Source organism: Actinomadura sp. NEAU-AAG7 (assembly GCF_018603865.1).
Taxonomy (GTDB): domain Bacteria; phylum Actinomycetota; class Actinomycetes; order Streptosporangiales; family Streptosporangiaceae; genus Spirillospora; species Spirillospora litoris.
On sequence record NZ_JAHFZY010000003.1, the window covers coordinates 442,620 to 465,339 of the forward strand.

26 protein-coding genes and 1 riboswitch are annotated in these 22,720 nt (G+C 73.0%); of the genes, 16 read left to right on the plus strand and 10 right to left on the minus strand.

Annotated features, from left to right (window positions below):
* The first annotated feature begins 21 nt into the window (after positions 1-21).
* From KLI87_RS16645 to KLI87_RS16655, 3 genes are read left to right on the plus strand one after another with little or no spacing between them, the layout of a single operon-like run.
* Positions 22-969, plus strand: a complete 948-nt coding sequence (locus tag KLI87_RS16645) for a phosphatase PAP2 family protein (protein ID WP_214617777.1) — start codon at positions 22-24, stop codon at positions 967-969.
* 12 nt (positions 970-981) lie between these two features.
* A complete protein-coding gene (rpe, locus tag KLI87_RS16650) occupies positions 982-1,653 on the plus strand; it encodes a ribulose-phosphate 3-epimerase (RefSeq protein ID WP_214617778.1) in 672 nt (223 codons plus the stop codon).
* Positions 1,650-2,282 carry an HAD-IA family hydrolase gene (locus KLI87_RS16655; protein ID WP_214617779.1) on the plus strand — a complete coding sequence of 211 codons (633 nt, stop codon included), beginning with the start codon at positions 1,650-1,652 and terminating at the stop codon, positions 2,280-2,282. Before rpe ends, KLI87_RS16655 begins: the two co-directional genes overlap by 4 nt.
* Here KLI87_RS16655 and KLI87_RS16660 read toward each other — a convergent pair.
* On the minus strand, positions 2,279-3,760 hold the full coding sequence (locus KLI87_RS16660; RefSeq protein WP_214617780.1) for a P-loop ATPase, Sll1717 family: 1,482 nt from the start codon (positions 3,758-3,760) through the stop codon (positions 2,279-2,281). The two genes, KLI87_RS16655 and KLI87_RS16660, sit on opposite strands and share 4 nt — an antisense overlap.
* Before the next feature lie 253 nt (positions 3,761-4,013).
* Positions 4,014-4,144: riboswitch (FMN riboswitch) on the plus strand.
* Between the two features lie 71 nt (positions 4,145-4,215).
* Here KLI87_RS16660 and KLI87_RS16665 point away from each other — a divergent pair.
* From KLI87_RS16665 to KLI87_RS16695, 7 genes are all read left to right on the plus strand, one after another.
* Positions 4,216-4,839, plus strand: a complete 624-nt coding sequence (locus tag KLI87_RS16665; protein WP_156220986.1) for a riboflavin synthase — start codon at positions 4,216-4,218, stop codon at positions 4,837-4,839.
* Positions 4,836-5,477, plus strand: coding sequence for a nicotinamide riboside transporter PnuC (gene pnuC / locus KLI87_RS16670; RefSeq protein ID WP_156220985.1), 642 nt, complete (start codon positions 4,836-4,838; stop codon positions 5,475-5,477). The genes KLI87_RS16665 and pnuC overlap by 4 nt, the downstream gene beginning before the upstream one ends.
* Positions 5,478-5,558: 81 nt before the next feature.
* Positions 5,559-6,785, plus strand: a complete 1,227-nt coding sequence (locus KLI87_RS16675) for a bifunctional 3,4-dihydroxy-2-butanone-4-phosphate synthase/GTP cyclohydrolase II (protein ID WP_156220984.1) — start codon at positions 5,559-5,561, stop codon at positions 6,783-6,785.
* A complete protein-coding gene (ribH, locus tag KLI87_RS16680) occupies positions 6,782-7,285 on the plus strand; it encodes a 6,7-dimethyl-8-ribityllumazine synthase (protein WP_156220983.1) in 504 nt (167 codons plus the stop codon). Before KLI87_RS16675 ends, ribH begins: the two co-directional genes overlap by 4 nt.
* Before the next feature lie 99 nt (positions 7,286-7,384).
* Positions 7,385-8,260, plus strand: a complete 876-nt coding sequence (hisG, locus tag KLI87_RS16685) for an ATP phosphoribosyltransferase (protein WP_214617781.1) — start codon at positions 7,385-7,387, stop codon at positions 8,258-8,260.
* Entirely contained in the window at positions 8,253-8,699 is a 447-nt protein-coding gene (locus KLI87_RS16690; protein WP_246251057.1) for a PH domain-containing protein, read from the plus strand. Before hisG ends, KLI87_RS16690 begins: the two co-directional genes overlap by 8 nt.
* Positions 8,700-8,754: 55 nt before the next feature.
* Positions 8,755-9,342 (plus strand): Uma2 family endonuclease, encoded by a 588-nt coding sequence (locus tag KLI87_RS16695; protein WP_214617782.1) that lies wholly within the window; start codon positions 8,755-8,757, stop codon positions 9,340-9,342.
* A gap of 5 nt (positions 9,343-9,347) precedes the next feature.
* Here the strand turns inward: KLI87_RS16695 and KLI87_RS16700 are convergent, their stop codons facing one another.
* Genes KLI87_RS16700 through KLI87_RS16710 form a run of 3 tightly spaced genes read right to left on the minus strand, consistent with a single transcriptional unit; the run spans position 9,348 to position 12,683 of the window.
* On the minus strand, positions 9,348-9,983 hold the full coding sequence (locus KLI87_RS16700) for a hypothetical protein (protein ID WP_214617783.1): 636 nt from the start codon (positions 9,981-9,983) through the stop codon (positions 9,348-9,350).
* Complete coding sequence (locus KLI87_RS16705; protein ID WP_214617784.1) at positions 9,980-11,395, minus strand: selenium-binding family protein; 1,416 nt, start codon at positions 11,393-11,395, stop codon at positions 9,980-9,982. Before KLI87_RS16705 ends, KLI87_RS16700 begins: the two co-directional genes overlap by 4 nt.
* Positions 11,396-11,405: 10 nt before the next feature.
* Positions 11,406-12,683, minus strand: a complete 1,278-nt coding sequence (locus KLI87_RS16710) for a sulfite oxidase (protein ID WP_214617785.1) — start codon at positions 12,681-12,683, stop codon at positions 11,406-11,408.
* A gap of 104 nt (positions 12,684-12,787) precedes the next feature.
* Between KLI87_RS16710 and KLI87_RS16715 the strand changes: the two genes are divergently transcribed.
* Genes KLI87_RS16715 through KLI87_RS16730 form a run of 4 tightly spaced genes read left to right on the plus strand, consistent with a single transcriptional unit; the run spans position 12,788 to position 16,614 of the window.
* Positions 12,788-13,717 carry an AAA family ATPase gene (locus tag KLI87_RS16715; protein WP_372492443.1) on the plus strand — a complete coding sequence of 310 codons (930 nt, stop codon included), beginning with the start codon at positions 12,788-12,790 and terminating at the stop codon, positions 13,715-13,717.
* On the plus strand, positions 13,710-14,858 hold the full coding sequence (locus tag KLI87_RS16720) for a VWA domain-containing protein (RefSeq protein ID WP_156220980.1): 1,149 nt from the start codon (positions 13,710-13,712) through the stop codon (positions 14,856-14,858). Before KLI87_RS16715 ends, KLI87_RS16720 begins: the two co-directional genes overlap by 8 nt.
* Entirely contained in the window at positions 14,851-15,975 is a 1,125-nt protein-coding gene (locus tag KLI87_RS16725; protein WP_214617787.1) for an XdhC family protein, read from the plus strand. Before KLI87_RS16720 ends, KLI87_RS16725 begins: the two co-directional genes overlap by 8 nt.
* A gap of 18 nt (positions 15,976-15,993) precedes the next feature.
* Positions 15,994-16,614 carry an NTP transferase domain-containing protein gene (locus KLI87_RS16730; RefSeq protein ID WP_156220978.1) on the plus strand — a complete coding sequence of 207 codons (621 nt, stop codon included), beginning with the start codon at positions 15,994-15,996 and terminating at the stop codon, positions 16,612-16,614.
* Positions 16,615-16,620: 6 nt separating this feature from the next.
* On the opposite strand, the gene KLI87_RS16735 is transcribed toward KLI87_RS16730, so the two are convergent.
* Entirely contained in the window at positions 16,621-17,091 is a 471-nt protein-coding gene (locus KLI87_RS16735; RefSeq protein ID WP_156220977.1) for a MarR family winged helix-turn-helix transcriptional regulator, read from the minus strand.
* 86 nt (positions 17,092-17,177) lie between these two features.
* On the opposite strand from KLI87_RS16735, the gene KLI87_RS16740 reads away from it, so the two are divergent.
* The gene (locus KLI87_RS16740) at positions 17,178-17,654 is read left to right on the plus strand and encodes a hemerythrin domain-containing protein (RefSeq protein ID WP_156220976.1); all 477 of its coding nucleotides are present in this window, start codon (positions 17,178-17,180) and stop codon (positions 17,652-17,654) included.
* Positions 17,655-17,660: 6 nt separating this feature from the next.
* Here KLI87_RS16740 and KLI87_RS16745 read toward each other — a convergent pair whose 3' ends face one another.
* Both KLI87_RS16745 and KLI87_RS16750 read right to left on the minus strand, forming a co-directional pair.
* A complete protein-coding gene (locus tag KLI87_RS16745; RefSeq protein ID WP_156220975.1) occupies positions 17,661-18,032 on the minus strand; it encodes a nuclear transport factor 2 family protein in 372 nt (123 codons plus the stop codon).
* 82 nt (positions 18,033-18,114) lie between these two features.
* Positions 18,115-19,338 carry an aldolase gene (locus KLI87_RS16750; RefSeq protein WP_214617788.1) on the minus strand — a complete coding sequence of 408 codons (1,224 nt, stop codon included), beginning with the start codon at positions 19,336-19,338 and terminating at the stop codon, positions 18,115-18,117.
* Between the two features lie 154 nt (positions 19,339-19,492).
* On the opposite strand from KLI87_RS16750, the gene KLI87_RS16755 reads away from it, so the two are divergent.
* Positions 19,493-20,299 carry an SAM-dependent methyltransferase gene (locus tag KLI87_RS16755; RefSeq protein ID WP_156220973.1) on the plus strand — a complete coding sequence of 269 codons (807 nt, stop codon included), beginning with the start codon at positions 19,493-19,495 and terminating at the stop codon, positions 20,297-20,299.
* A gap of 120 nt (positions 20,300-20,419) precedes the next feature.
* Here KLI87_RS16755 and fmdA read toward each other — a convergent pair whose 3' ends face one another.
* The 3 genes from fmdA to KLI87_RS16770 all read right to left on the minus strand — a co-directional run bounded on the left by fmdA (position 20,420) and on the right by KLI87_RS16770 (position 22,678).
* Complete coding sequence (gene fmdA / locus KLI87_RS16760; RefSeq protein ID WP_156220972.1) at positions 20,420-21,667, minus strand: formamidase; 1,248 nt, start codon at positions 21,665-21,667, stop codon at positions 20,420-20,422.
* Between the two features lie 95 nt (positions 21,668-21,762).
* On the minus strand, positions 21,763-22,386 hold the full coding sequence (locus tag KLI87_RS16765; protein ID WP_214617789.1) for an AmiS/UreI family transporter: 624 nt from the start codon (positions 22,384-22,386) through the stop codon (positions 21,763-21,765).
* A gap of 13 nt (positions 22,387-22,399) precedes the next feature.
* Positions 22,400-22,678 carry an FmdB family zinc ribbon protein gene (locus KLI87_RS16770; RefSeq protein WP_156220970.1) on the minus strand — a complete coding sequence of 93 codons (279 nt, stop codon included), beginning with the start codon at positions 22,676-22,678 and terminating at the stop codon, positions 22,400-22,402.
* Between the last annotated feature and the right edge of the window lie 42 nt (positions 22,679-22,720).

The following is a 22,720-nucleotide window of genomic DNA, read 5'->3' on the forward strand; positions in this document are numbered from 1 at the left end:
GGGAGGTACCCACCGCACCCCATGCTCACCGCCTTCATGCACGTGATGTCGTACTTCGGCAGCGCCGGGTTCACCATCCCGCTGCTCGCGGCGGTGTACTGGTGCGTCGACCCGCGCCTCGCGGCGCGGGCCACGGTCATCCTGTCGTTCGGGTCGGTGCTCAACACCGTCCTGAAGCTGGTCTTCCACGCGCCCCGCCCGTACTGGACCGACCCCGGCATCGTCGGACGGGAGTCCAGGGTCTCCTTCGGGATGCCGTCCGGGCACTCGCAGAACGCCGTGATCCTGTGGGGCTTCTTCGCGACGCGCACGCGGCGGTGGCCGCTGTGGGCCGGTGCCGCCGTCGTCGTCGCCCTCATCGGCGCCTCGCGCGTGTACCTGGGCGTGCACTCGGCGGGCCAGGTCCTCGCGGGCTGGGCCGTCGGGCTCGTCGTGCTCGTCGCCGCGCTCGGCCTGGAGCCCATGGTCGTCCCCTGGTGGACGCGCCGCCCCCTGGCGGTGCAGATGGCGCTCGCCCTGGCGGTGTCCCTGGTCGGGGTCGGCGCGGCCTGGGCGGCCGTCCACGCGCTGCACGACTGGCGGTGGCCGGACGCGTGGGCGCGCGCCATCGCCGCCGCCGGGGGCCGCACCCGTCCCATCACGCTGAACGAGGTGGCCGCCGCCGCCGGCGGCCTCTGCGGGATCCTCGCGGGCCTCTCGCTGATGTCGGCCCGGGGCTGGTTCGACGCCGGAGGGGCCCCCGGGCGGCGCCTGGCGCGCCTCCCGGTGGGGGTGGCGGGCGCCCTGGCCCTCTCCGCGCTCGGGTACCTGCTCGGCGCCCATCCCGTCCAGGCGTTCGCCGTCCAGACCCTGCTCGGGCTGTGGGCGACCGCGGGCGCGCCGGAGGCGTTCGTGCGGCTCGGCCTGGCGCGCCGCCCGGCCCCTCCCGCGGGGCGGCCGGGTGACGGGCTCGCGGAACTGCGGCAATAGACTCATCCCATCATGGCTCCGCAGATCTCACCCAGCATCCTGTCCGCCGACTTCGCCCGCCTCGCCGAGGACGTCGCGCTCATCGCCGACGCCGCCGACTGGGTCCACGTCGACGTCATGGACAACCACTTCGTGCCCAACCTGACCCTCGGCCTGCCGGTCGTCGAGGCGCTGCTCAAGCACAGCGCCCTGCCGCTGGACTGCCACCTCATGATCGAGGACCCCGACCGCTGGGCCCCCCGGTACGCCGAGGCGGGGGCGGGCAGCGTGACCATCCACGCCGAGGCGGCCAAGGCCCCCATCCGCACGCTGCGCACCATCCGCGCGGCGGGCGCGCGCGCCGGGCTGGGCGTGAACCCCGCGACCCCCGTCGAGGGCCTCGAAGACCTGCTGGGCGAGATCGACATGCTGCTGCTCATGACCGTCGAGCCCGGGTTCGGCGGCCAGAGGTTCCTGGACGTCGTGCTGCCGAAGATCCGCCGCGCCCGCGCCCTCATCAAGGACCGCGACCTGCCCGTCTGGCTCCAGGTGGACGGCGGCGTCAGCGCGGAGACGATCGAGCGCTGCGCCGAGGCGGGCGCCGACGTGTTCGTGGCGGGCAGCGCGGTCTACGGCGCCGACGACCCCGCCGAGGCCGTCCGGGCGCTCCGCGCCCAGGCCGCGGCCGCGGGGGGCGGGGAGTGATCCTGCCCTGCCGCGCCGTGCTGTTCGACGTGGACGGCACGCTCGTCGACTCCACCCCGCTGATCGAGAGCGCGGCCCGCGAGTGGGCCGCCGAGTACGGCATCGACCCCGACGAGTACCTCGCGGGCTCGCACGGCCGCCGCACCAGCGACCGCGTCGCCGACTTCCTCCCGGCCGAGGAGGTCGGCGCGGCCACCGCGCGCCTCGACGAGCTCGAAGCGGCGCGCAGCGACGGCATCACCGCGCTCCCCGGCGTCCACGACCTCCTCGCGTCCCTGGACGGCCTGCCCTGGGCCATGGTCACCTCCATGGACCGGGAGCAGGTGGCCGTCCGCACCCGTGTGGCCGGGGTCCCGCTGCCGGACGTCGTCGTCACCGCCGAGGACGTCGTGCTGGGCAAGCCCGACCCGTCCGGCTACCTGCTGGCCGCCGAGCGCCTGGGCGTGGAGCCGTCCGGCTGCCTCGTCTTCGAGGACGCGCCCGCGGGTGTCGCCGCCGGACGCGCCGCCGGGGCGACGGTCGTGGCCGTGACCACCAGCCACCCCGCCGGGGAGCTGACCTCGGCCCACCACATCATCAAGGACATGACCTGGGTCAAGTCCGCCCCGGGGGGCCTGCGCATCGCCTAACCGGCGATCCCGAGGGACGCGTGGAACATCTCGTGGACCCGGAACCGCCGCGCCGCCGCCAGGTTCAGGTGGTGGACCTGGTGGCTGCCGAGGAACCGGCCGTCGGCGGTGGGCTGCGCGGTCAGCAGCCCCGCCCGCCACAGGATCTCGATGAGGTCGTCGGGGTCGCAGAACGGCAGCCACGCCCCGGTGCCGTGCGTGGGGACGTCCCCGCAGGCGAGTTCGAGGCAGAGCATCTCCAGCCGCTCGCGGTCGAGGACCGGCGGGAGGCTGCGGAACACCTCGAAGACGCTCAGCAGCCCCGGGTACTGGGAGCGGTACTCGGCGGCGATGTCCTTGGTCCGCTCGGCGGAGTAGCCGTACTCCGACCTCTCGATCGCCGAATAGGGGACGGGCAGCCGCGACCCGCGCCCCCGCGCCTGCTCCAGCGCCTCCGAGCAGAACTGGATCAGCTCCCTCGGCCGGTACAGCGTCCGGCCGACCATGTAGCCGAAGGCGGCGTCCCGGGCCGCGCCCGGCGGCCCGGCGAACACCGCCGACCAGCACGCCCGGTCCCCGGCGCGCTCCAGCGCCTCGACGTCGAAGCCCTTCTCGTGCGCCGAGAAGCGGATCCGCCTGGCGATCATCTCCAGCAGCGACTCCTCCGTCCAGGAGATCTTCTCCAACTGGTCGCGGTGCTTCTGCGCGTCCTCGTACAGGGCGGGGATGTCGTCGTAGAGCTCCTGCCGCAGCGACACGTACACGCGCAGGTTCGGGTGCAGCCCGTTGATCGACATGCACGCCTGGAACAGCCCGGCCACGAACGCCTTCGCGTCCTCGGAGGAGTCCCACCCCCGGTCGAGCTCGTCGACGAGCACGACCACCCGCTGGCCGTCCAGCACCTTCCGAAGTGCGGGAAGCAGATTGTGTATCTCCTCCAGTTTGTAGAGCCGGTCCAGCTCGCGGGTCCGTATGCCCGCCTCGATAGGCCCGAGCTTGATGGATTCGAGCCTTTTCAAATAGGACACCAATAGTGAGAGGGTGCCGAGCGCCTGGGCGCCGTGGCTGTCCCGGATGTAGTGGTGGATCTCCCGGCCGCCGCCCTTGGTGAGTCGCATGCCCTTGCGCGCCACGGCCTTCATGACGAGAACGTAGATCAGGTATTTCCACGCCGCCGCGTAGGCGCCGTGCTTGGCCCACGCGCCCGCGCTCTCCGCCGCCATCGTCGAGCTGAGCAGCTCGTAGGAGTAGTCCTCGGGGGACAGCTCGATGACGTGGGAGCCCGCGGCGCGCTCCCGTCTCGCGAGCACCTGGAATATCGCGCTCTTCCCCGACCCCCGGGTGCCCATCAGAACCGTCTTCGAGCCGGACCGCACCCGGTGGAACGCGGGCGACTCGACGAAGTACTTCTCCAGCCCCCGGCCGATATCGCGTTCCGCGGACGGCGTGCCGAAGTCCAGGACATCGAAGACCTTCTGCGGCAATGACACCTTCGCCATGGCTCCCCAATCCTTGGCGTGCATTTCTGGACGAGTGTCGCCCCCGCTCCTGTCACGATCAACCGTTATCCCGCGCCGAAAGCGGCGAGCAGCGCGGATGCTCGAAGCGGACAGGCCGGCCTCGGGATCGGCTCGTCCGAAAAGCGGCGCCGGGACCCCAGAACAAGCGAGCGCTTGTTCGACCACATGCGGCCGTGGCGTTCCTCACACCGGATCGGGAATGTGCGGCGTGGCACACTGGTTGCCAAGCAGTAAGCGTGCTCCGGGGTCGGTGCAATTCCGAACCGGCGGTGACAGTCCGCGACCCGGCCGAAGCCATCGGCCGGTTGACCCGGTGGAACTCCGGGACCGACGGTGAAAGTCCGGATGGGAGGCAGCGCGCGGTACGCCCCTGCATGGGGGCGCTGTTCCGCCACACGCACGTCCCCCGGAGCCTTACCTAGGAGGCCCGGGAGATGTTCACCGGCATCGTCGAGGAACTCGGCGAGATCGTGGCGATCGAGCACGACGGCGACTCGGCCGTCCTCACCATCCGCGGCCCGCTGGTCACGCGGGACGCCGTGCACGGCGCGTCGATCGCCGTCAACGGCGTCTGTCTCACCGTCGTGGACGTCCGGGGCGACACCTTCACCGCCGACGCGATCAGGGAGACGCTGGACAGGTCCAGCCTCGGCGCGCTCGGCGCGGGCTCCCGGGTCAACCTGGAGCGGCCCGTCCGGCTCTCGGACCGGCTCGGCGGCCACCTCGTCCAGGGCCACGTGGACGGCGTCGGCGAGATCATCTCCCGCGAGCCCGGCGAGCGCTGGGACGTCGTCACGATCTCCCTCCCCGCCCACCTGAGCCGCTACCTGGTCGACAAGGGCTCCATCACGGTGGACGGCATCAGCCTCACCGTCGTCGAGGCCGGGGCCGACCGGTTCAGCGTCGCGCTCATCCCCACCACGCTCTCCCTCACCACGCTCGGCCGCAAGGAGCCCGGCGACCCGGTGAACCTCGAAGCCGACGTCGTCGCCAAGTACGTCGAACGCCTCATCGGCGACAGGGCGGTCGGCGAAAGACTGGCCGGTGATCCGACATGAGCTGGCTCAACGCGGACTTCTCCCTGTTCGGCGAGCACATCCTGTGGACCGACCTCATCGGCAACGTCCTGTCCCTCGCCGTCGTGTGGCTCGCCATGCGCAAGACCCTCTGGACGTGGCCCGTCCAGCTCGCGGGCGCGCTGCTCCTGCTCGCCGCGTCCCTGCATGCGCACGTCCCCGGCAACGCCCTCAAGCAGCTCCTGTTCTGCGTGCTCGCCGTCTTCGGCTGGGCCATGTGGACCCGCGGCCGCCGCCGGGAGCGCGGCCTCGCCGTCCGGCGGGCGACCCCGCGCGAACGCGCCGTGCTCCTCGCCGCCCTCGCCGTCGGGACGGTCGTCGTCGCCGAGCTGTTCATCCACCTGGACTGGCTGAAGGTCGCCTGGTCCCCGTGGGCGAACGCCTACATCTTCGTCGGCAGCGCGGTCGCGACGTTCGCGCAGAGCCGCGCCCTCGTCGACTTCTGGGTCATCTGGGTGCTCGTCGACCTCGTCGGCGTCCCGCTGGCCCTCAACTCCGGGCTGTACGTCTCCGGCGCCGTCTACGGGATCTTCTTCGTGATGGTGGTCGCCGGGTTCAGGAACTGGCTCAGGGAGTCCCGGGACGTCCGGACCCCCCGCAACGAGGCGGTGACCGCATGAGCGGCCCTGCCGACCAGACAGCCGACCAGACAGCCCACCAGACAGCCCACCAGGTAGAAGACGGGACAGGCGGGACACGTGATGAGCGGTAACGACGACGGGATCTTCGACTCCATCGAGGCGGCGGTCGCCGACATCGCGGCGGGACGCCCCGTCGTGGTGGTCGACGACGAGGACCGCGAGAACGAGGGCGACATCATCTTCGCCGCCGCCAAGGCGACGCCGGAGCTGCTGACGTTCACCATCCGGCACACCAGCGGCGTGATCTGCGTCCCGATGACGGGCACGGACCTGGACCGGCTCCAGATCCCCCTGATGACGGCGCAGAACAACGAGCACATGCGCACCGCCTACACCATCAGCGTGGACGCGCGCGACGGCGTCACCACCGGCATCTCCGCCGCCGACCGCGCCCGGACGATCCGCACGCTGTGCGACCCGGCGACCGAGCCCCGCGAGCTGGTCCGCCCCGGGCACATCTTCCCGCTGCGCTACCACGAGGGCGGCGTGCTGCGCCGCCGCGGCCACACCGAGGCGGCCGTCGACCTCGCGCGGCTGGCCGGGCTCGCCCCCGCGGGCGTCCTCGCCGAGGTCGTCAACGACGACGGCACGATGGCGCGGCTGCCGGAGCTGCAGGTGTTCGCCAAGGAGCACGGCCTGAAGCTGATCTCCATCGAGGGGCTCGCCGAGTACCGCAGGCGCACCGAGGCCATGGTCACCCGCGTCGTGGAGACCCGCGTCCCGAACCGGTTCGGGACGTGGCGCGCCGTCGGCTTCTCCAGCGCCGTGGACGGCGGCGAGCACGTCGCGCTCGTCCTCGGCGACGTCGCGGGCGGCGAGGACGTCCTGGTCCGCGCCCACTCCGAATGCCTCACCGGCGACGTCCTGCACTCCGAGCGCTGCGACTGCGGCCCCCAGCTCGACGCGGCCATGGAGCGGATCGCGGCGGCGGGCCGCGGCGTCGTGCTGTACCTGCGCGGCCACGAGGGGCGCGGCATCGGCCTGCTCGCCAAGCTCCGCGCCTACGCACTCCAGGACGAGGGCCACGACACCGTCGACGCCAACCTGGAGCTGGGCCTGCCCGCCGACGCGCGCGAGTACTCCAACGCGGCCCACATGCTGCGCGACCTCGGCGTACGCTCCGTCCGCGTGCTCACCAACAACCCGGCCAAGCTGAAGGGCCTGGAGGGGTTCGGCCTGGACGTGCGGGGCCGCGAGGCCATGCCGGTCGTCGTCACCGACCACAACCGGCGCTATCTGACGGTCAAGCGGGACCGTCTCGGACACCGGATCGAGGGACTGACATGAGCGGCGCCGGACGCCCCGAGGACGCCACCGTCGAGGCCGCCGGGCTCACGCTCGGCGTCGCCTGCACCCGCTGGCACGCCCAGATCACCGACCAGCTGCTGGAACGTGCCCTCGCGGCGGCCAAGGCGTGCGGGGTGGACGAGCCCGTCGTGGTCCGCGTCGCCGGGGCGCTGGAGCTGCCCGTCGTCGCCCAGCAGCTCGCCCGCGACCTCGACGCCGTCGTCGTCCTGGGCGCCGTCGTCCGGGGCCAGACCGCCCATTTCGACTACGTCTGCGACTCCGTCACCTCCGGTGTGACCCGTGTCGCGCTCGACGAGGCGACTCCGGTGGGCAACGGGGTGCTCACATGTGACACCATTGAGCAGGCACTGGACCGCAGCGGGCTGCCCGACAGCCACGAGGACAAGGGATGGGAGGCGACCGTGGCCGCACTCGACACGGCACTGACCCTGAGAGGTCTGCGGCATCACGGTCACGCCGGGCACGTCCTGGAGCATTGACGGCGGGGCACGGGGGCCTGAGCGCCCCCGACCGACCCGCGCCACCGGGCTCCTGAGACGACCGGGTCTCCGACCGCTTCCCTTCCGAAAGGCATTTCCGTGCTGTCACTCGTCCTGCCCAAGGGCTCGCTGGAGAAGGCGACCCTGGCGCTGTTCGACGCCGCCGACCTCACCGTCCGGCGCGCCTCGGACCGCGACTACCGCGCCTCCATCGACGACCCCCGCATCGACCGGGTGCGGGTCCTGCGCCCGCAGGAGATCCCGACCTACCTCGAACAGGGCCTGTTCGACCTCGGCATCACCGGCCGCGACTGGATCACCGAGACCGACTCCGACGTGGTCAGCCTCGGCGAGCTCCAGTATTCCAAGGCGACCTCCGACCCGGTCCGGGTGATCATGGCGGTGCCCGAGGACGCGCCCTGGCGCCAGGTGTCCGACCTGCCGGAGGGCGTGCGGATCTCCACCGAGTTCCCGGCGATGACCCGCCGCTTCCTCGACCGGCACGGGGTGAAGGCGACGGTCGTCCCGTCCTACGGGGCGACCGAGGCGAAGGTGCCCGACATCGTCGACGCGATCGTCGACCTCACCGAGACCGGGTCCTCGCTGCGCAAGAACGGCCTGCGCATCCTCGACACGCTGCTGACCAGCTACACCGAGCTGGTCGCCAACCGCGCCGCCTACGAGGACGAGGCCAAGCGCGCCGCCATGGAGGACGTCGCGCTCCTGCTCCAGGGCGCGATCCGCGCCCGGGGCAACGTGCTGCTCAAGCTGAACGTGGCGCAGAGCGACCTGCGCGCCGTCCTCGACATCATGCCCTCGATGTCCTCGCCGACCGTCACCTCCCTCGCGGGCGGCGACTCCAGCGCGGTGGAGTCCGTGGTCGCCAAGCGCGGCGTCAACACCCTGATCCCGGCGCTGAAGGCCGCCGGCGCCCACGACATCCTCGAAATCCCGATCTCGAAGATCGTTGACTGACGTCCCGGCCCTGCCGACCGTGTGGCGTCCCCGCGTCACCCGGATCGTCGCCTACGCCACGGCGGGCATCATCGTGCTCGGCATGATCGTGCTCGCCGTGGTCGTGGCGCCCCAGTTCAAGCTGTTCGACCGGATCCTGCTGGTCGTGTTCGGCCTGTTCGTCGGCTGGATCCTGCACATGCTGGCCCGCTGCCGCGTCCAGGCCGACGAGGCGGGCCTCACGGTCGTCAACCCCTTCCGCACCCGCCGCCTCGAATGGGCCGAGGTGATCGACGTGACGATGGGCGAGGGCGAGCCCTGGCCCACCCTCGACCTCGCCGACGGCACGTCCTTCGGCGCCATGGGCATCAACGGCGCCGAGAAGACCCTCGCCGCCCACCAGTTGGCCGAACTCCGAGCCCTCCTCCAAACCCAAGGCGAAGCCCCCAACCCCACCTGACCCGAGTCTTCCGTTGTGCACGATGTGTACAGCGAGAATCGCTTAGGGTAGCCGAATGGATCTGGATGAGCTTCCCGACTGGTTGATCCCTCCACCGGGTGGATTCACCGCTGATGACTTCCTGAGGATGGACACCCCCCGGCATACGGAGCTCATCGACGGGAGCCTCGTCTTCGTCGGCCCCCAGGAGAAATGGCATTCCTTCGTCCTCCGGATGGTCGAGAACGAGCTGGACAAGCAGGCTCGCGACGCGTTGCGGGCCGTCCAGAGGATGGCCGTCGTGCTGGGCGCGCGGCAGGTGCCGGAGCCGGACGTGCTGGTCGTGACCGCCGAGGCGTTCGAGCGGGACGAGCCGTCCACCTACTACGTTCCCGAGGACGTCGTGCTGGTGGCGGAGGCCGTGTCGCCGGAGTCCGTCGACCGTGACCGGGACACCAAGCCGCGCAAGTACGCGGCGGCCGGGATCCGGCACTTCTGGCGGCTGGAGAACGAGGGCGGCGAGACGGCCGCGTACGTCTACGAACTCGATCCGGCCACCGGTGTCTACGCGCTGACCGGGATCTATCGCGGCGTCCTCAAGGTCACGGTGCCTTTCGACATCGAGATCGACCTTGCGGCCGTGGGGCGGCGCGCCCGGTATTGACGGGGTCAGAGGGCGGTCAGGACGGTTATCGTGCCGGCGCCTATGAGGGCGGCGGCCCAGAGGCGGTCCAGGTTGAACCAGGCGCGGCGCAGGACCGCCAGGCCGAGGATCTCGTAGACGGCCACCGCGACGACGCCCGCGACCGTGAACATGGCGAGGGTGTGGACGGCGGTGACGAACACGCCCGTCGACAGCGCGCTGCCCGAGGCGTGCAGGCCGTGGTCGTGGCCCGCCGGAGCCGTCCCCGAGGAGGTCAGGACGGGCAGGAGCATCAGCCCCGCGCCGTGCACGGACGACATCAGGAACGACCAGCCGGCGAGCTGCCACAGCGAGATCCGCATGCCGACCCAGCGGAAGTGGCGCTGCGACAGCAGCCGCCACAGGCCGAAGCCGACGAGCAGGACGCCGCCGCCGATCGCCAGCGTCTGCGTCGCGACGACCGAGCGGGTCAGCGCGACCAGGACGGCGACCGCGCCGACCGAGGCGGCGTGGCCCGCGGCGATCGCCGGGAGCGCCTGCAGGACGAGCGACCTGCTGCGCTCCTGGAGGCCGCGGGCCACCGCGAACAGCCAGCCCATCGCGGGGTTGAGGCCGTGGAAGGCGCCCAGCGCGACGAGGGCCGCGAGCGAGCCGTCGGTCACGGATAGCAGTAGGAGTCGGAGGAGGCGTCGCCGCCCTGGAGGCGGGTCTGGTGGGGACGGCGGCCGCGGAACGCCTCGCCGTGCGGGAAGAACCGCTCGTCGAGCTTGAAGCCGTTCGCGGAGGCGTCGCCCGGGTCGGAGTCGAGCTTGGCCATCCAGGCGCCGACGCCGTCGGGGTAGAACTGGTCGTCCCAGGCGCCGTAGAGGGAGTTGGTGACGTAGACGCGGCGGCCGTCGCGGCTGACCTCGACCATCTGGGGGCCGCCGGACAGCGGCAGGTCGGGGGCGGCGGGGTGCGCGGCGCGGCCGGTGATGCCGCCGAGGCGCACCGAGCCCGCCTCGACCGGGTTGAAGGGGTCGCTGACGTCGTAGCGCTTCAGCTCGCCGGTGCCCCAGCACGAGACGTACAGCCACCGGTCGTCCACCGACAGGTCGATGTCGGTGACCAGCGGCGGGACGGCTCCGAACGGCGCGATCACGGGCGGCAGAGCGGCGGCGTCGGCCGGCTCGGCGGGGATCGTGATGACCTTCTTGGCCGCCCAGCCGTCGCCGTCGCGGTGCCAGGCCCAGACGGAGGCCGACAGGTCCTCCACGCTGACGACGACGCCGACGAACCCGTACTGCTTGGTGGGGTCGTGCGCGGGACGCAGCTCCAGCGCCATCTGGTGCTCGTCGCCGAGGTCGACGGTCTGGACGTGGCGGCGCTTGCGCAGGTCCCAGAAGTGCAGCGCGTGCCCGTACTTGCGGCCGAGCAGCAGCTCGCCGACGACCCCGTCCTCGATCATGGAGGGGGTGCCCCACTCGGAGGTCACGAGGACGTCGTGGGCGATGTGCCACCACGCGTCGTAGGCGAAGTACTGCGGGCCCCGGTCGACCTCCCAGCGGCCGAGGACGTCGAAGGAGGTGTGGTCGAGCAGCGCGATGCCGCCCGGGCCGTCCTCGCCGTTCGCGCCGCCGAGAGCGGTGAGGTACAGCCCCTCGGGCCCGCAGTGGACGGTGTGCGGGCGCGAGTACCCGGCGCGCTTGGCCAGCTCGTCCGGCTCCAGGATCTTGACGATCTCGGGTGCGGTCGGGTTCTCCTTGGTGTCGATGACATAGACCCGCGACGAGCGCAGGCCCGGCACGATCAGGTAGCGGCGCTCGACGTGCGGGTGCGGCGCGTAGGGGCACAGGGCGCTGCTGCACGCGTTCCAGCCGAAGTGGTGCAGCTCGTCGCCGAGGTAGGGCAGGTCGGTCCAGCCGACGACGTCGCCGTAGGACGAGGAGCCGGGGTCGACGTCCAGCACCGCGATCGCGTCCGGCTTCTCGGCGGCGCGGTCGAACGCGGCGACGTAGGCCAGCTTCTCGGGCGGCGCGGAGACCGCGTCCCGGGGCGAGGCGTAGAACGTCGGGTCTGGCTTCCACAGTGCCATGGGGTTCCTTTCAGGCGAGGGTGACCGGGTGCCGGACGACGGCGCCGAACAGGTAGCCGAAGGTGTTGAAGGGCGCGATGGGCGGCTGGGACGTGCCGGTCACGTCGGTGGCACGTGCCATCAGCTCGTACCGGCCCGGGGCGTGCGGGCGCCACGGGAACTCCCACCGGACCCACCCGCTCGGGCTCGCGTGCGCGTCGTGGAGCCGGGCCCGCCGCCAGGTCCGGCCGCCGTCGACGCTGACCTCCGTCCGCCGGACGCGCCCGTTGCCCGACCAGGAGCGCCCGCGCAGGACGTGGACGCGGCCCGCGCGCAGCGTCGCCTCCCAGGGCAGCTCGAACGCCGCCTTGACGTTCATCCGGGTGAGCGGGGCGCTGCCCTCGGGCGGGTGGCCGGGGCCGAAGAGGCGGTAGTAGCGCGTGTTCCACGGCGAGAACAGCGGCTCGTCGGCCACCTGGATGTCGCCGAGCCACTTGACGGACGCGATGCCCACCCACGACGGCACGACCAGCCGGACGGGGAACCCGTGGTCGGGCGGCAGCGGCGCGCCGTTCATCTCGTAGGCCAGCAGGACGTCCTTGAGCGCCTTCGCGACCGGGAGGGGGCGCCGCACGCGGCCGAGGTTCTCGCCCTTGTCCACATAGTCAGCGTCCAGCCCGCGGGGCAGGATGTCCACGGCCGCGGGGGTGAGACCCGCGCGCTCCAGGACGTCCGACAGCCGGACCCCGCGCCAGCGGGCGACGCCCACCGCGCCGAGCCGCCAGGGGGTGCCGGACACCTGCTGGCCCTGCTGCGCGGTGTAGAAGCCGCGCCCGTTGCCGGTGCACTCGATGGAGGCGGTGAGGGTCTCGGCGGGGAGTCCGAGCAGGTCCGCGTACGACAGCTCGAACGGGCGGTCCTCGGTGGGCGCGCCGCGCAGCCCGGTGCCCCACAGCTTGAGCCGCCACGTCCGCGCGTCGATCCGGGGCGTCGCGACGTGGTTGCGGACGAAGAACCGGTCCGCGGGCGTGAGGTAGCCCTGGCCGGACATGGCCTCCCAGCGCATCTCGGCGTTGGTGCCGTGCGGGATGAACAGCTCGGGGGGCAGCGGCTTGACGATCCCGGTGGCCGGATCCTCGGCGGCGGCCGCGGGGGCGGTGCCGATGGCGGCGCCGAGACCGGCGCCGGCGGACAGGCGCAGCAGCCCGCGCCGGGAGATCGAGCGGGCACGTTCGTAGGTCGCCTCGTCGGTCAGGTCTTGGGCCCGGCCGTCGCTGCCGGTCAGGGGCTCCCGGTCACCGATTCGCATGTGCATGATGCTGCTGAGTGACGTAACAAAAGTCAACAATCCCTACTGATTAAGATGGGAAGATCGTCCGCATATGCCCCCCTTGTGCCGCTGGGTAGCCTGAGATCGTGGGGGAGAGCGCGCCGGCGACCGCCGACCAGGTCGGTTCGCCCGCCGAACTGGCGGGCCTGCTGGAGCGGCACGCCTACCTCTGCGACGAGGGGCTCGCGACCGCGTGCTTCCTCGCGCTGCGGATGGGCCGCCCGCTGTTCCTGGAGGGCGAGGCCGGGGTCGGCAAGACCGAGCTGGCCAAGACGCTCGCGCTGGTGCTCGGCGCGCCGCTGATCCGGCTCCAGTGCTACGAGGGGCTGGACGCCTCGCAGGCGCTCTACGACTGGGACTTCCCCCGCCAGCTCCTGCACCTGCGCGCCGCCGAGGCCGCCGGGGCGCGCGATGTCGCCCGGCTGGAGGGCGAGCTGTACGACCGCCGGTTCCTGCTGGCCAGGCCGCTGCTCCAGGCGCTGGAGACGGCGCCGAGCGTCCTGCTGGTGGACGAGCTGGACCGCGCCGACGACGAGTTCGAGGCGTTCCTGCTGGAGGTGCTGAGCGACTTCACGATCACGGTGCCCGAGCTCGGCACCATCCGGGCCGAGCGCCCGCCGGTCGTGGTCGTCACCTCCAACCGCACCCGCGAGGTGCACGACGCGCTCAAGCGGCGCTGCCTGTACCACTGGCTGGAGCACCCGTCCTTCGACCGCGAGGTCGCGATCATCCGGCGGCGGCTGCCGGAGGCGACCGGGCGGCTGGCCGCCCGGGTCGCCCGCGCGGCGCAGCGGCTGCGCGGCGCCGACCTGCTCAAGCCGCCCGGCGTCGCCGAGTCGCTGGACTGGACGCGGGCGCTGCTCGCGCTCGGCGTCCGCGACCTCGACCCGGGGACGGCGGCGGTCACGCTCGGCGCCGTGCTGAAGTACCGCGAGGACCAGCGGCGCGTGCTCGGCGGCGGGCTCGACGCCCTGCTCGCCTCCAGCCTCGCGGGAGGCGACGCGGATGCGTGACGTCACCGAGACGATGGTCGGGTTCGCCCGGACGGTGCGCGCGGCGGGCGGCGGCGCGGGGCCCGAGCGCGTCCAGGCGATGCTCGCGGCGCTCGGCCACCTCGACGTCCTGGACCCGTCGCAGGTGTACTGGGCGGGGCGGCTGACGCTGTGCGCCGACCCCGCCGACCTCGCCCGCTACGACCGCTGCTTCGCCGCGTACTTCTCCGGCGCGACGGCCCGTCCGGGGCGCAGGCCGCCGCCGGTCGCGGTGCGGCGCGCGGCGCGTCCCGTCCTGGACGGCGCCGGAGCCGGGGAGCGCGCGGGCGAGCCCGAGGCGTCGGCCGCGAGCGGCGCCGAGGTGCTGCGCGACCGGGACGTGGCGCGGCTGACCGCGGCCGAGCGCGCCGAGGTCGCCCGGCTCATCGCGCTGCTGGAGGCGGGCGCCGAGCCGCGCAGGTCGCGCCGGTTCGCCCCCGCGCCCGCCGGACGCCTCGACCCCGGCCGGACGATCCGGGAGACGCTGAGGCGCGGCGGCGAGACGGCCCTGCTCCGGCACCGCGCGCACCGGACCCGCCCGCGCCGCGTCGTGCTGATCGTGGACGTCAGCGGGTCGATGAGCCCCTACGCCGACGCGCTGCTGCGGTTCGCGCACGCCGCCGCGCGCTCGGGCGGCGCCGCCGTGGAGGTCTTCAGCGCCGGGACGCGCCTCACCCGCCTCACCCGCGACCTGCGGCACCGCGACCCCGACACGGCGATGGCGGCGGCGTCGGCCGCCATCCCGGACTGGAGCGGCGGCACCCGCCTCGGCGAGGAGCTGAAGGAGTTCCTCGACCGGTTCGGGCAGCGCGGCCTCGCCCGGGGCGCCGTCGTCGTGATCGCCTCCGACGGCTGGGAGCGCGGCGACGCCGCGCTCCTCGGCGACCAGATGGCGCGGCTGCGGCGGCTCGCGCACCGGGTCGTGTGGGCGAACCCGCACAAGGCGCGCCCCGGGTACGAGCCGCTGACGGCCGGGATGGCGGCGGCGCTGCCGCACGTCGACGACTTCACCTCCGGCCACAGCCTCGCGGCGCTGGAGCACTTGGCCCGGCTGATCGCGGGCGGCGCGAACGGGGCCGCCCGGAGGGAAGCCGGTGGGAGAGAGGAGACGGGCCTTGCGTGACGTGCTGGACGACATCGCCGGGTGGTACGCGTCGGGGGAGACGTTCGGGCTGGCGACGGTCGTGCACACCTTCCGCAGCGCGCCGCGTCCGGCGGGGGCGGCGATGGCCGTGTCGGCGGGCGGGGAGGTCGCGGGCAGCGTGTCCGGCGGCTGCGTCGAGGGCGCGGTGTACGAGCTGGCGCGGAGCGTGATCGCGAGCGGCGAGCCCGTCGTGCGGCGCTACGGGGTCAGCGACGACGACGCGTTCGCGGTCGGGCTGACCTGCGGCGGCATCCTGGACGTGCTGGTGGAGCCGGTCGGCCCCGCGACGTTCCCGGAGTTCGCCGAGGTGGCCGAGGCGATGCGGGCCCGCGAGCCGGTCGCGGTCGCGACCGTCATCGGCGGTCCCGGGCGGCTCGGGGCGCGGCGCGTCGTCTGGCGCGACCGCGCGTCCGGTTCGCTCGCGCCCGGCGAGCCGCACGCCGCCCGGCTGGACGCGGCGGTCGACGACGACGCGCGCGGCATGCTCGCCCAGGGCCTCACCGGCTCGCGGCACTACGGCCGCGAGGGCGAGCGGCGGCTGGACGACCTGACCGTGTTCGTGCACTCCTTCGCGCCGCCGCCGCGCCTGCTGGTGTTCGGCGCGATCGACTTCGCGGCGGCGGTCGCGCGGATCGGCAAGTTCCTCGGCTACCACGTGACGGTGTGCGACGCGCGGCCCGTCTTCGCGACGCCCAAGCGCTTCCCCGACGCCGACGAGGTCGTGGTGAAGTGGCCGCACAAGTTCCTGGAGGAGTCGCGGGACCTGGTCGACGAGCGGACCGCCGTATGCGTCCTCACCCACGACCCGAAGTTCGACGTGCCGCTGCTGGAGGTGGCGCTGCGCACCGGCGCCGGGTACGTCGGCGCGATGGGGTCGCGCCGCACCCACGACGACCGGCTGGCGCGGCTGCGCGAGGCGGGCCTGACCCCCCGGGAGCTGGCCCGGCTGCGCTCGCCGATCGGCCTCGACCTCGGCGCCCGCACGCCCGAGGAGACGGCGGTGTCGATCGCCGCCGAACTCGTCCAGCTCCGCTGGGGCGGCTCGGGGCGACCGCTCACCGACACCGGCGGCAGGATCCACGCCGCGCAGGGGTGAGCGGGCTACCCTCGCGTGATGACCCTGCACGGCGCCAACTCACGCGGTGTCTTCCCGAAGGACGAGCCCCCGGCGGGGCTGCTGCTCGCGGCGGGGGAGGGCCGCCGGTTCGGCCGTCCAAAGGCGCTGCTGGAGCTGCGCGGCGAGCGCCTGGTCGACCGGGGCGTGCGGACGCTGCGGGACGCGGGCTGCTCGCCGGTCCTCGTGGTGACCGGCGCCGCGCAGGTCGAGGTGATCGGCGCGGTGGTCGTCCCGAACCCGCGCTGGCGGGAGGGCATGGGCTCCTCGCTGCGCGCCGGGCTCGCCGCGCTGCCGCCCGGCTGCCCCGCCGCCGCCGTCGCGCTCGTCGACCAGCCGCTGGTCACCGCGGCGGCCGTCGCGCGGCTGGTCGGGGCGTACGAGGCGGGCGCGGGGATCGCCGTGGCGACCTACGGCGGCGCGTGGCGCAACCCCGTCCTGCTGCGGGCCGAGCACTTCGCGGGCGCGTCGGACGCGGCGTCCGGCGACCGGGGCGCGCGCGGCTACCTGCGCGCCCACCCGGACCTCGTCACGCCCGTCCCGTGCGACGACGTCGCCGCCCCGGACGACATCGACACCCCCGAGGACCTCGCCGCGCTCCTCGACGCGGGCCTCGGCTGACGCCGCTCAGCGCGCGCGGGCCTCGGTCACCGCGCGCTCGTAGGCGAGCAGGGTGTCGATGAACATCCCGCGCTGGGCCGGGGTCAGCGGCTCCAGCGCGGCGCGCCACGCGCCCGCGCCCCGGCCGAGCCAGCCGTTGACGGCGGGCAGGTGCTCGGCGGCGACGCTCACGATCGTCCGGCGCCGGTCGGCGGGGTCCTCGGCGCGGACGAGGATGCCCTGCCTGCTCAGGTCGCCGACCATCAGGCTCACGGTCGCGGGCGCGACCTCCAGCCGCGCGGCCAGCTCGTTGACGCCCATCGGCCCGTCGAACAGCAGGTAGGCCAGCAGGGACAGGTGCCGGGGGGCCAGGTCGAAGCCGGCCAGCTCGTCGGGGACCCGGATCCGCTTGGCGGCCGACACCAGCCGGGGCATCAGCAGCAGCATCGTGCGGATCCCGTCGTCGACGCCGGGTCCCGCGTGCTCATCGGTTGACATGCGCTGGCCGTCCAAAATAGCTTTGTTTTGCAAAAGACTTTGCTCTCAAAGCAAAGTCTGCCGGGCGTACCCAGGATAGGAGACCGATGACCGAGAACCCCGCGAACACGAGCACGCGACCCGGGCCGGGCGGTGTGGCGCTCGGCGACGCGCTGGTGCGGATCCACGACGACCTGCGGGTTCGGCTCGCCGCCCTCCGGGACGAGGTGCTCGCCGCCCTGGACGGCCGGGCCCCGGCTCCGGATCTCGGGGCGGAACTCCGCGAGCACTGCGCGGCCGTGTGCGGCGCCCTCGGCGAGCACCACGACAACGAGGAGACGCGCGGCTTCCCGCTGCTGGAGCGGGAGGCCCCGGGCCTGGCGCCGGTCCTCGACCGGCTGCGCCGCGAGCACGTCGAGGTGGAGCGGGCCCGGCGGAGCCTCCAGGCGCTGCTGGACGACCTCGGTGCGGCCGACCCCGCACGCGTGCGCGCCGAGCTGGACCGGATCACGGCCCGACTCGACGCGCACTTCGCCTACGAGGAGGATCAACTCCGCGAGGCCCTGAACGGCATCTCGGTCTGAGGGGCGTCAGGGCGCCTGCTGCGGCGACAGGTGGAGGCTCACGATGCGCCACGTGTCGTCCCGCCGGAGGTAGACCTGCGTGACGCGGAACCTGCCCTCCGTCGGGCGCCCCTGGTGGGTGGCCTCCTGGACCTGCGTGCCGATCGCGATCGCGGTGTCGCCGAAGACCCGCACCCCGACGGCCCTCAGCGTGAACGCGGTGACGTTCAGGCCGCCCTGGTAGCGGCCGAGCCACTGCTCCTTGGTGAGGACGTAGCCCACCGGCCCGACGGCGCGGAAGTCCTCGTCGAGCAGCTCGTCCAGCGTCCCGGCGTCCATGGCGCGCTCGGCGTCCGCCCACCGGCCGCTCAGCTCGCGCACCCGTTCTTCAGCCGACATGGCATCCCCCTTCTGAGTGAGTACTCACTCAAAGCTAGTCGAGGGAATGTCCGGCGGCAACCGCCGCGGGAAGCGGGAGGGGTCAGGAGACCTCGGACGCGGGCAGCGCGCTCTCGTCCAGCGCGCCGCAGTCGACGGCGCGGCGCAGCCGGCCGACGAGCGCGGTGATGGTCGCGGGCTCGTCCAGCACCCCGGCGCGGCCCGCCGCCTGGTCGTGCCAGGCCCGGACCCGCCCGATGACGTCGTCGACGCCGGTCAGGTGGAAGGCGTAGACGACGGCGTACCGGCTCGGCAGGTGCGCGGGGTGCAGGTCCCAGCCCTGGTAGAAGCCGCGCCGCAGCGAGTGCCTGACGTGCTCGGCGTGCACCGACCAGGCGGCGTTGACCTCGTCCGGCCCGTCGTTGCGGGGGATGACGTTGGTCGAGCCGTCCGACAGCCGGACGCCGGTGCCCGCGAACGCGACCTGCATGAGGTCGCGGGCGAAGTCGCAGGCCGGGTGGTCGAGGCGCTGCTCCTCGGGGGGCAGCCCGAGCGCGGCGGTGTAGTCGAACACGCCGAAGTGCGCGGCGGTGAGGCGGCCCGCGGCGGCGCCCGGGTAGCGGAGCAGGGCGACGCGCCCCTCCTCGTCCAGGAGCGCGTCGGGGGTCTCGATCTGGATCTCGAACCGCAGGATGCCCGCCGGGAGGCCGAGCGCGGTCTCCAGCCGCTCCAGGTACTCGGTGAACAACTCGACCTGGCCGGAGTTCTGCACCTTGGGGAAGGTGATGGTGAACCCGCCGGGCAGCCGCCCGAGCCGGTCGCGCAGCGTCGTGAGGAACCCGTCGAGCGTGCGCATCGCGCGGTCGTGGCCGCCGTCGGCGAACGACTTGACCCGCACGCCCCAGTAGTGGGGGAGGCTCTTGACCTGGTAGGCGGCGGCGACGGCCTCGGCGACCTGCTCGACGTGCGCGTCCTCCTCGGCGTCGCCGCGCACGCCGTAGCCGTCCTCGAAGTCGATCCGCACGTCCTCGACCGGCTCGCCCGCGAGCTTCGCCGCGACCCGCTCCCGGACCAGCCCGGCGATCTCCGGGTCCATCCCGAAGGCGGCGCCGAACGAGCCCGCGCCGGGCGTGTGGGTGTTCAGCAGCCGCAGCGCCTCGGCGCCGAAGTCGGCGGGCGCCGTGCGGGAGAACCGGTCGGCCGGGACGTAGACCGTGTGCACCGGCTGGCGCCCCTCGGCGGGCCCCGGACGGCGCTCGGCGTGGCGGGCGCGCAGGGCGGCGACGCGCGCGGACAGGTCGTCGAACGAGGAGACACTGAGGTTCACCCCGTCATGATCCCGCATGTCGCAGCGGCGCGGAAGCGATCCGGCGCGGTTGGCCGCCGATCTGCGGACGGGCGGTGGGCGGGTGGTGGGCGCTTAGCGATCAAGAAGGCATATGATCCCGAAAACAGGTCCCACTTCAGTTTCGGGGTTGTACATGACGGACAGTAGTATTGACCTAAAGACGGACATACCGCACTCCGCACGTATTTACGACTACATTCTCGGCGGAAAAGACAATTACCCCGCCGACCGGGAGGCCGCGGGCGCCATCGTCGCCGACTGGCCGAACCTCCCGAAGTCGATGCGCGCGAACCGGAACTTCATGGCGCGGCTCGCGCACCACCTGGCCGCCGAGCACGGCGTCCGCCAGTTCCTGGACATCGGCACCGGCCTCCCCACCTCGCCGAACCTGCACGAGGTGGCGCAGTCGGTCGCGCCGGAGTCGCGCATCGTCTACGTCGACAACGACCCGATCGTCCTGGTCCACGCGCGGGCCCTGCTGACCAGCACCCCCGAGGGCCGGACCAGCTACCTCGACGCCGACTTCCTCGACCCCGAGGCGATCCTCGGCTCCGCGCAGCTGCGCGACACCTTCGACCTGAGCCGCCCGGTCGCGGTGAGCCTGATCGCCATCGTGCACTTCATGCCCGACGACGCGAAGGTGCAGGCGATCCTCGACCGGCTCATGGAGCCGCTGGCTCCCGGCAGCCTGCTCGCCGTCTCCGCGTGCACCGCCGACAGCGCGCCCGAGGAGGTCACCGCCGGGGTCGCCGCCTACAACGCGAACGGGATCTCGACCGTCGCCCGCGACAAGGAGCGCTTCGGGCGCTTCTTCCGCGGCCTGGAGCTGCTGGACCCGGGCGTCGTCCTCGTCAACCACTGGCACCCCGACGCGGAGGCGGCGGCCGTCGACGACGCGCACGTCCACATGTACGGGGCCCTGGCCCGCAAGCCCGCCTGACGCCCGCCGGTCGGCCCGACGCCCGCGAGCCCGCCTGGGAAGGGCGGGCGGCCCCCACACGCCACATCGCGTGGGGGCCGCCCTGAGCGGGTCCTGTCCCGTTTCGAGGAGACGGCGCGGTCAGGACGAGACGGCGCAGCTCCCGCGGTCGGCGCGGCGCGGTCCCTCGGCGGTCGGGCGGATGTCGAAGTCGAAGATCTCGGTGGGCAGGTAGAGCGAGCAGCAGGCGTTCGGGATGTCGACGACGCCGCTGACGCGCCCCTCGATCGGCGCGGCGCCGAGCAGCAGGTACGCCTGCTCGCCGCTGTAGCCGAACGTCTTCAGGTACTCGATCGCGTTGAGGCAGGCGTTGCGGTAGGCGACGGTCGCGTCGTTGTACAGGTTGGTGTCGGTGTCGTGGTCGACCGAGATGCCGATGAACGACAGGAACTCGCTGTAGCGCGGCTCGACGTTGCCGGGCATGAAGATCGGGTTCGTGGTGACCCCGTACTTCTCCATGCCGCCCTTGATGATGTCGACGTGGAAGTCGATGAAGCCGCCCATCTCGATGGCGCCGCAGAAGGTGATCTCACCGTCGCCCTGGCTGAAGTGCAGGTCGCCGCCCGACAGCAGACCGCCCGGCACGAACACCGGGTAGAACACCCGCGCGCCCCGGCTGAAGTTCTTGATGTCGTGGTTGCCGCCGTTCTCCCGGGGCGGGACGGTCCGCGCGCCCTCGCGTCCGACCGCGTCGAGTTCGGCGCCGGTGAGCGTCCCGGCGAGCACGCCCTGCTCCAGCGGCGGCAGCGCGAGCGGGGGCACCCGGTCCGGGTCGGTGGCGATGAGCGCCCGCTCCCGCCGGTTCCACTGGTCGAGCAGTTCGGGCGAGGGTGCGGTGCCGAACAGGCCGGGGTGGGTGATGCCGGTGAAGCGCACGCCCGGGATGTGCCGTGACGTGGCCTGCTGGCCGTGGAAGTCCCAGATCGCCTTGTAGGCGTCCGGGTACTGGTCGGTGAGGAAGCCGCCGCCGTTCTGCTTGGCGAAGATCCCCGTGTAGCCCCAGCCCTGGCCGGGGACCGAGCCGGTCTCCTGCGGGATCGGCCCGATGTCGAGGATGTCGACCACGAGCAGGTCGCCGGGCTCGGCGCCCTCGACGGCGATCGGGCCGCTGAGCATGTGGCAGGGCGACAGGTCGACGTCGCGGACGTCGTTCGCCGAGTCGTTGTTGCCGATCTGCCCGTCGGTCCACTCCCGGCACTCCACCCGGAACTCCGATCCCGGGCGGACGGTCGCCGCCGCCGGGATCGCGTGGTGCCACCGGTTGTGGCCGGGGTGCGCCTGGTCGCGCATGGACCGGGCCTGGTCGACGCTGAACACTACTTCGGGCATCTGTGCCTCCGTCTGGGTGCTGTGCCGTGCTGTGCTGTGCCGTGCTGGGCCTTGCTGTCTCGGTGCTGGGTCTGTGTGTCGCGGACGTGGACGGGTCAGGCGGCGGGAGGCGTCGGGGGAGCGGAGGACGTGCGGCGCGGGCCGACGAGGACCCACAGGCCCGCGACGGCGACCACGGCGCAGATCGCGAACGGGACGGCGAGCGCCGGGCCCGTCGTGTAGTGGTCGGTCAGCAGGAGGAACGCGGGGAGCACGGCCGTGCCCCAGGCGGCGACGAACGTCACCCAGCCGGTGTAGCGGGTGTACTCCTCGCGCTTGAGGCCGAGGACGACGAAGAACAGGAACCACAGGAACGACCAGCAGAGCCAGATGACCCCGAACGGGTGGTCCTTGACGTCGAAGAAGTTGATCGCGGAGAAGACCAGCGCGGTCACCGAGACGAACAGCGAGAACCAGCCGACGCCGGTGGTGTCGAGCCCGGCCAGCAGGCCGATGCCGACGTAGAGGTAGGTGAACCCGAACAGGTAGATCCCCGACGCCGCCGTGATCGCCGCGAGGTCGTCCCCGGCCTTCACCAGCAGCAGCGTCGGCAGCACGACCTGGAGGGCCCCGACGAACAGGTTGAGCAGGGCCGCCGCCCGCGCCTCGACGCGGCCGAGCAGCATCATGGCGTTGATGAACAGCACGGCTCCGACGTAGAGCAGGCCCACGTTTCCCATGACCGGCTCCCCGCTAGGGCCGCGGCAGCTTGGCGTGGCGGGGGTCGCTCGGCGGCGCGGGGCGGCGCGGCTCCGCGGACCGGGTCACGACGCGGGGCTCGTGCGCGGACGCCTCCTGCGCGGCCCTGGCGCGCGACAGCGGGCTCCCGGCGCGTCCGAGGGCGGGGGCGGTGAACACCCGCCGCGCGGCGCCGCCGCATTCCGCGCAGGGACGCTCGGGGGCGGCCTGCCCCATCGGGAGTGCGAGGTCGAAGCTGCCGCAGCCGGAGCAGCGGTATCGGTACGTCACCATGGCGGGCCTCCCAGCCGATTTACTTCCCACAGAAACTATTTC

What these genes read in the sequence shown, in the direction of transcription:
- KLI87_RS16665 (WP_156220986.1), top strand. Translation starts at nt 4,216, where the DNA reads ATGTTCACCGGCATCGTCGAGGAACTCGGCGAGATCGTGGCGATCGAG.
- KLI87_RS16740 (WP_156220976.1), top strand. Translation starts at nt 17,178, where the DNA reads ATGACCGAGAACCCCGCGAACACGAGCACGCGACCCGGGCCGGGCGGT.
- KLI87_RS16765 (WP_214617789.1), bottom strand. Translation starts at nt 22,386, where the DNA reads ATGGGAAACGTGGGCCTGCTCTACGTCGGAGCCGTGCTGTTCATCAAC.
- pnuC (WP_156220985.1), top strand. Translation starts at nt 4,836, where the DNA reads ATGAGCTGGCTCAACGCGGACTTCTCCCTGTTCGGCGAGCACATCCTG.
- ribH (WP_156220983.1), top strand. Translation starts at nt 6,782, where the DNA reads ATGAGCGGCGCCGGACGCCCCGAGGACGCCACCGTCGAGGCCGCCGGG.
- KLI87_RS16735 (WP_156220977.1), bottom strand. Translation starts at nt 17,091, where the DNA reads ATGTCAACCGATGAGCACGCGGGACCCGGCGTCGACGACGGGATCCGC.
- rpe (WP_214617778.1), top strand. Translation starts at nt 982, where the DNA reads ATGGCTCCGCAGATCTCACCCAGCATCCTGTCCGCCGACTTCGCCCGC.
- KLI87_RS16720 (WP_156220980.1), top strand. Translation starts at nt 13,710, where the DNA reads ATGCGTGACGTCACCGAGACGATGGTCGGGTTCGCCCGGACGGTGCGC.
- KLI87_RS16730 (WP_156220978.1), top strand. Translation starts at nt 15,994, where the DNA reads ATGACCCTGCACGGCGCCAACTCACGCGGTGTCTTCCCGAAGGACGAG.
- KLI87_RS16745 (WP_156220975.1), bottom strand. Translation starts at nt 18,032, where the DNA reads ATGTCGGCTGAAGAACGGGTGCGCGAGCTGAGCGGCCGGTGGGCGGAC.
- KLI87_RS16710 (WP_214617785.1), bottom strand. Translation starts at nt 12,683, where the DNA reads ATGCGAATCGGTGACCGGGAGCCCCTGACCGGCAGCGACGGCCGGGCC.
- KLI87_RS16645 (WP_214617777.1), top strand. Translation starts at nt 22, where the DNA reads ATGCTCACCGCCTTCATGCACGTGATGTCGTACTTCGGCAGCGCCGGG.
- KLI87_RS16705 (WP_214617784.1), bottom strand. Translation starts at nt 11,395, where the DNA reads ATGGCACTGTGGAAGCCAGACCCGACGTTCTACGCCTCGCCCCGGGAC.
- KLI87_RS16695 (WP_214617782.1), top strand. Translation starts at nt 8,755, where the DNA reads ATGGATCTGGATGAGCTTCCCGACTGGTTGATCCCTCCACCGGGTGGA.
- fmdA (WP_156220972.1), bottom strand. Translation starts at nt 21,667, where the DNA reads ATGCCCGAAGTAGTGTTCAGCGTCGACCAGGCCCGGTCCATGCGCGAC.
- KLI87_RS16770 (WP_156220970.1), bottom strand. Translation starts at nt 22,678, where the DNA reads ATGGTGACGTACCGATACCGCTGCTCCGGCTGCGGCAGCTTCGACCTC.
- KLI87_RS16755 (WP_156220973.1), top strand. Translation starts at nt 19,493, where the DNA reads ATGACGGACAGTAGTATTGACCTAAAGACGGACATACCGCACTCCGCA.
- KLI87_RS16675 (WP_156220984.1), top strand. Translation starts at nt 5,559, where the DNA reads ATGAGCGGTAACGACGACGGGATCTTCGACTCCATCGAGGCGGCGGTC.
- KLI87_RS16660 (WP_214617780.1), bottom strand. Translation starts at nt 3,760, where the DNA reads ATGGCGAAGGTGTCATTGCCGCAGAAGGTCTTCGATGTCCTGGACTTC.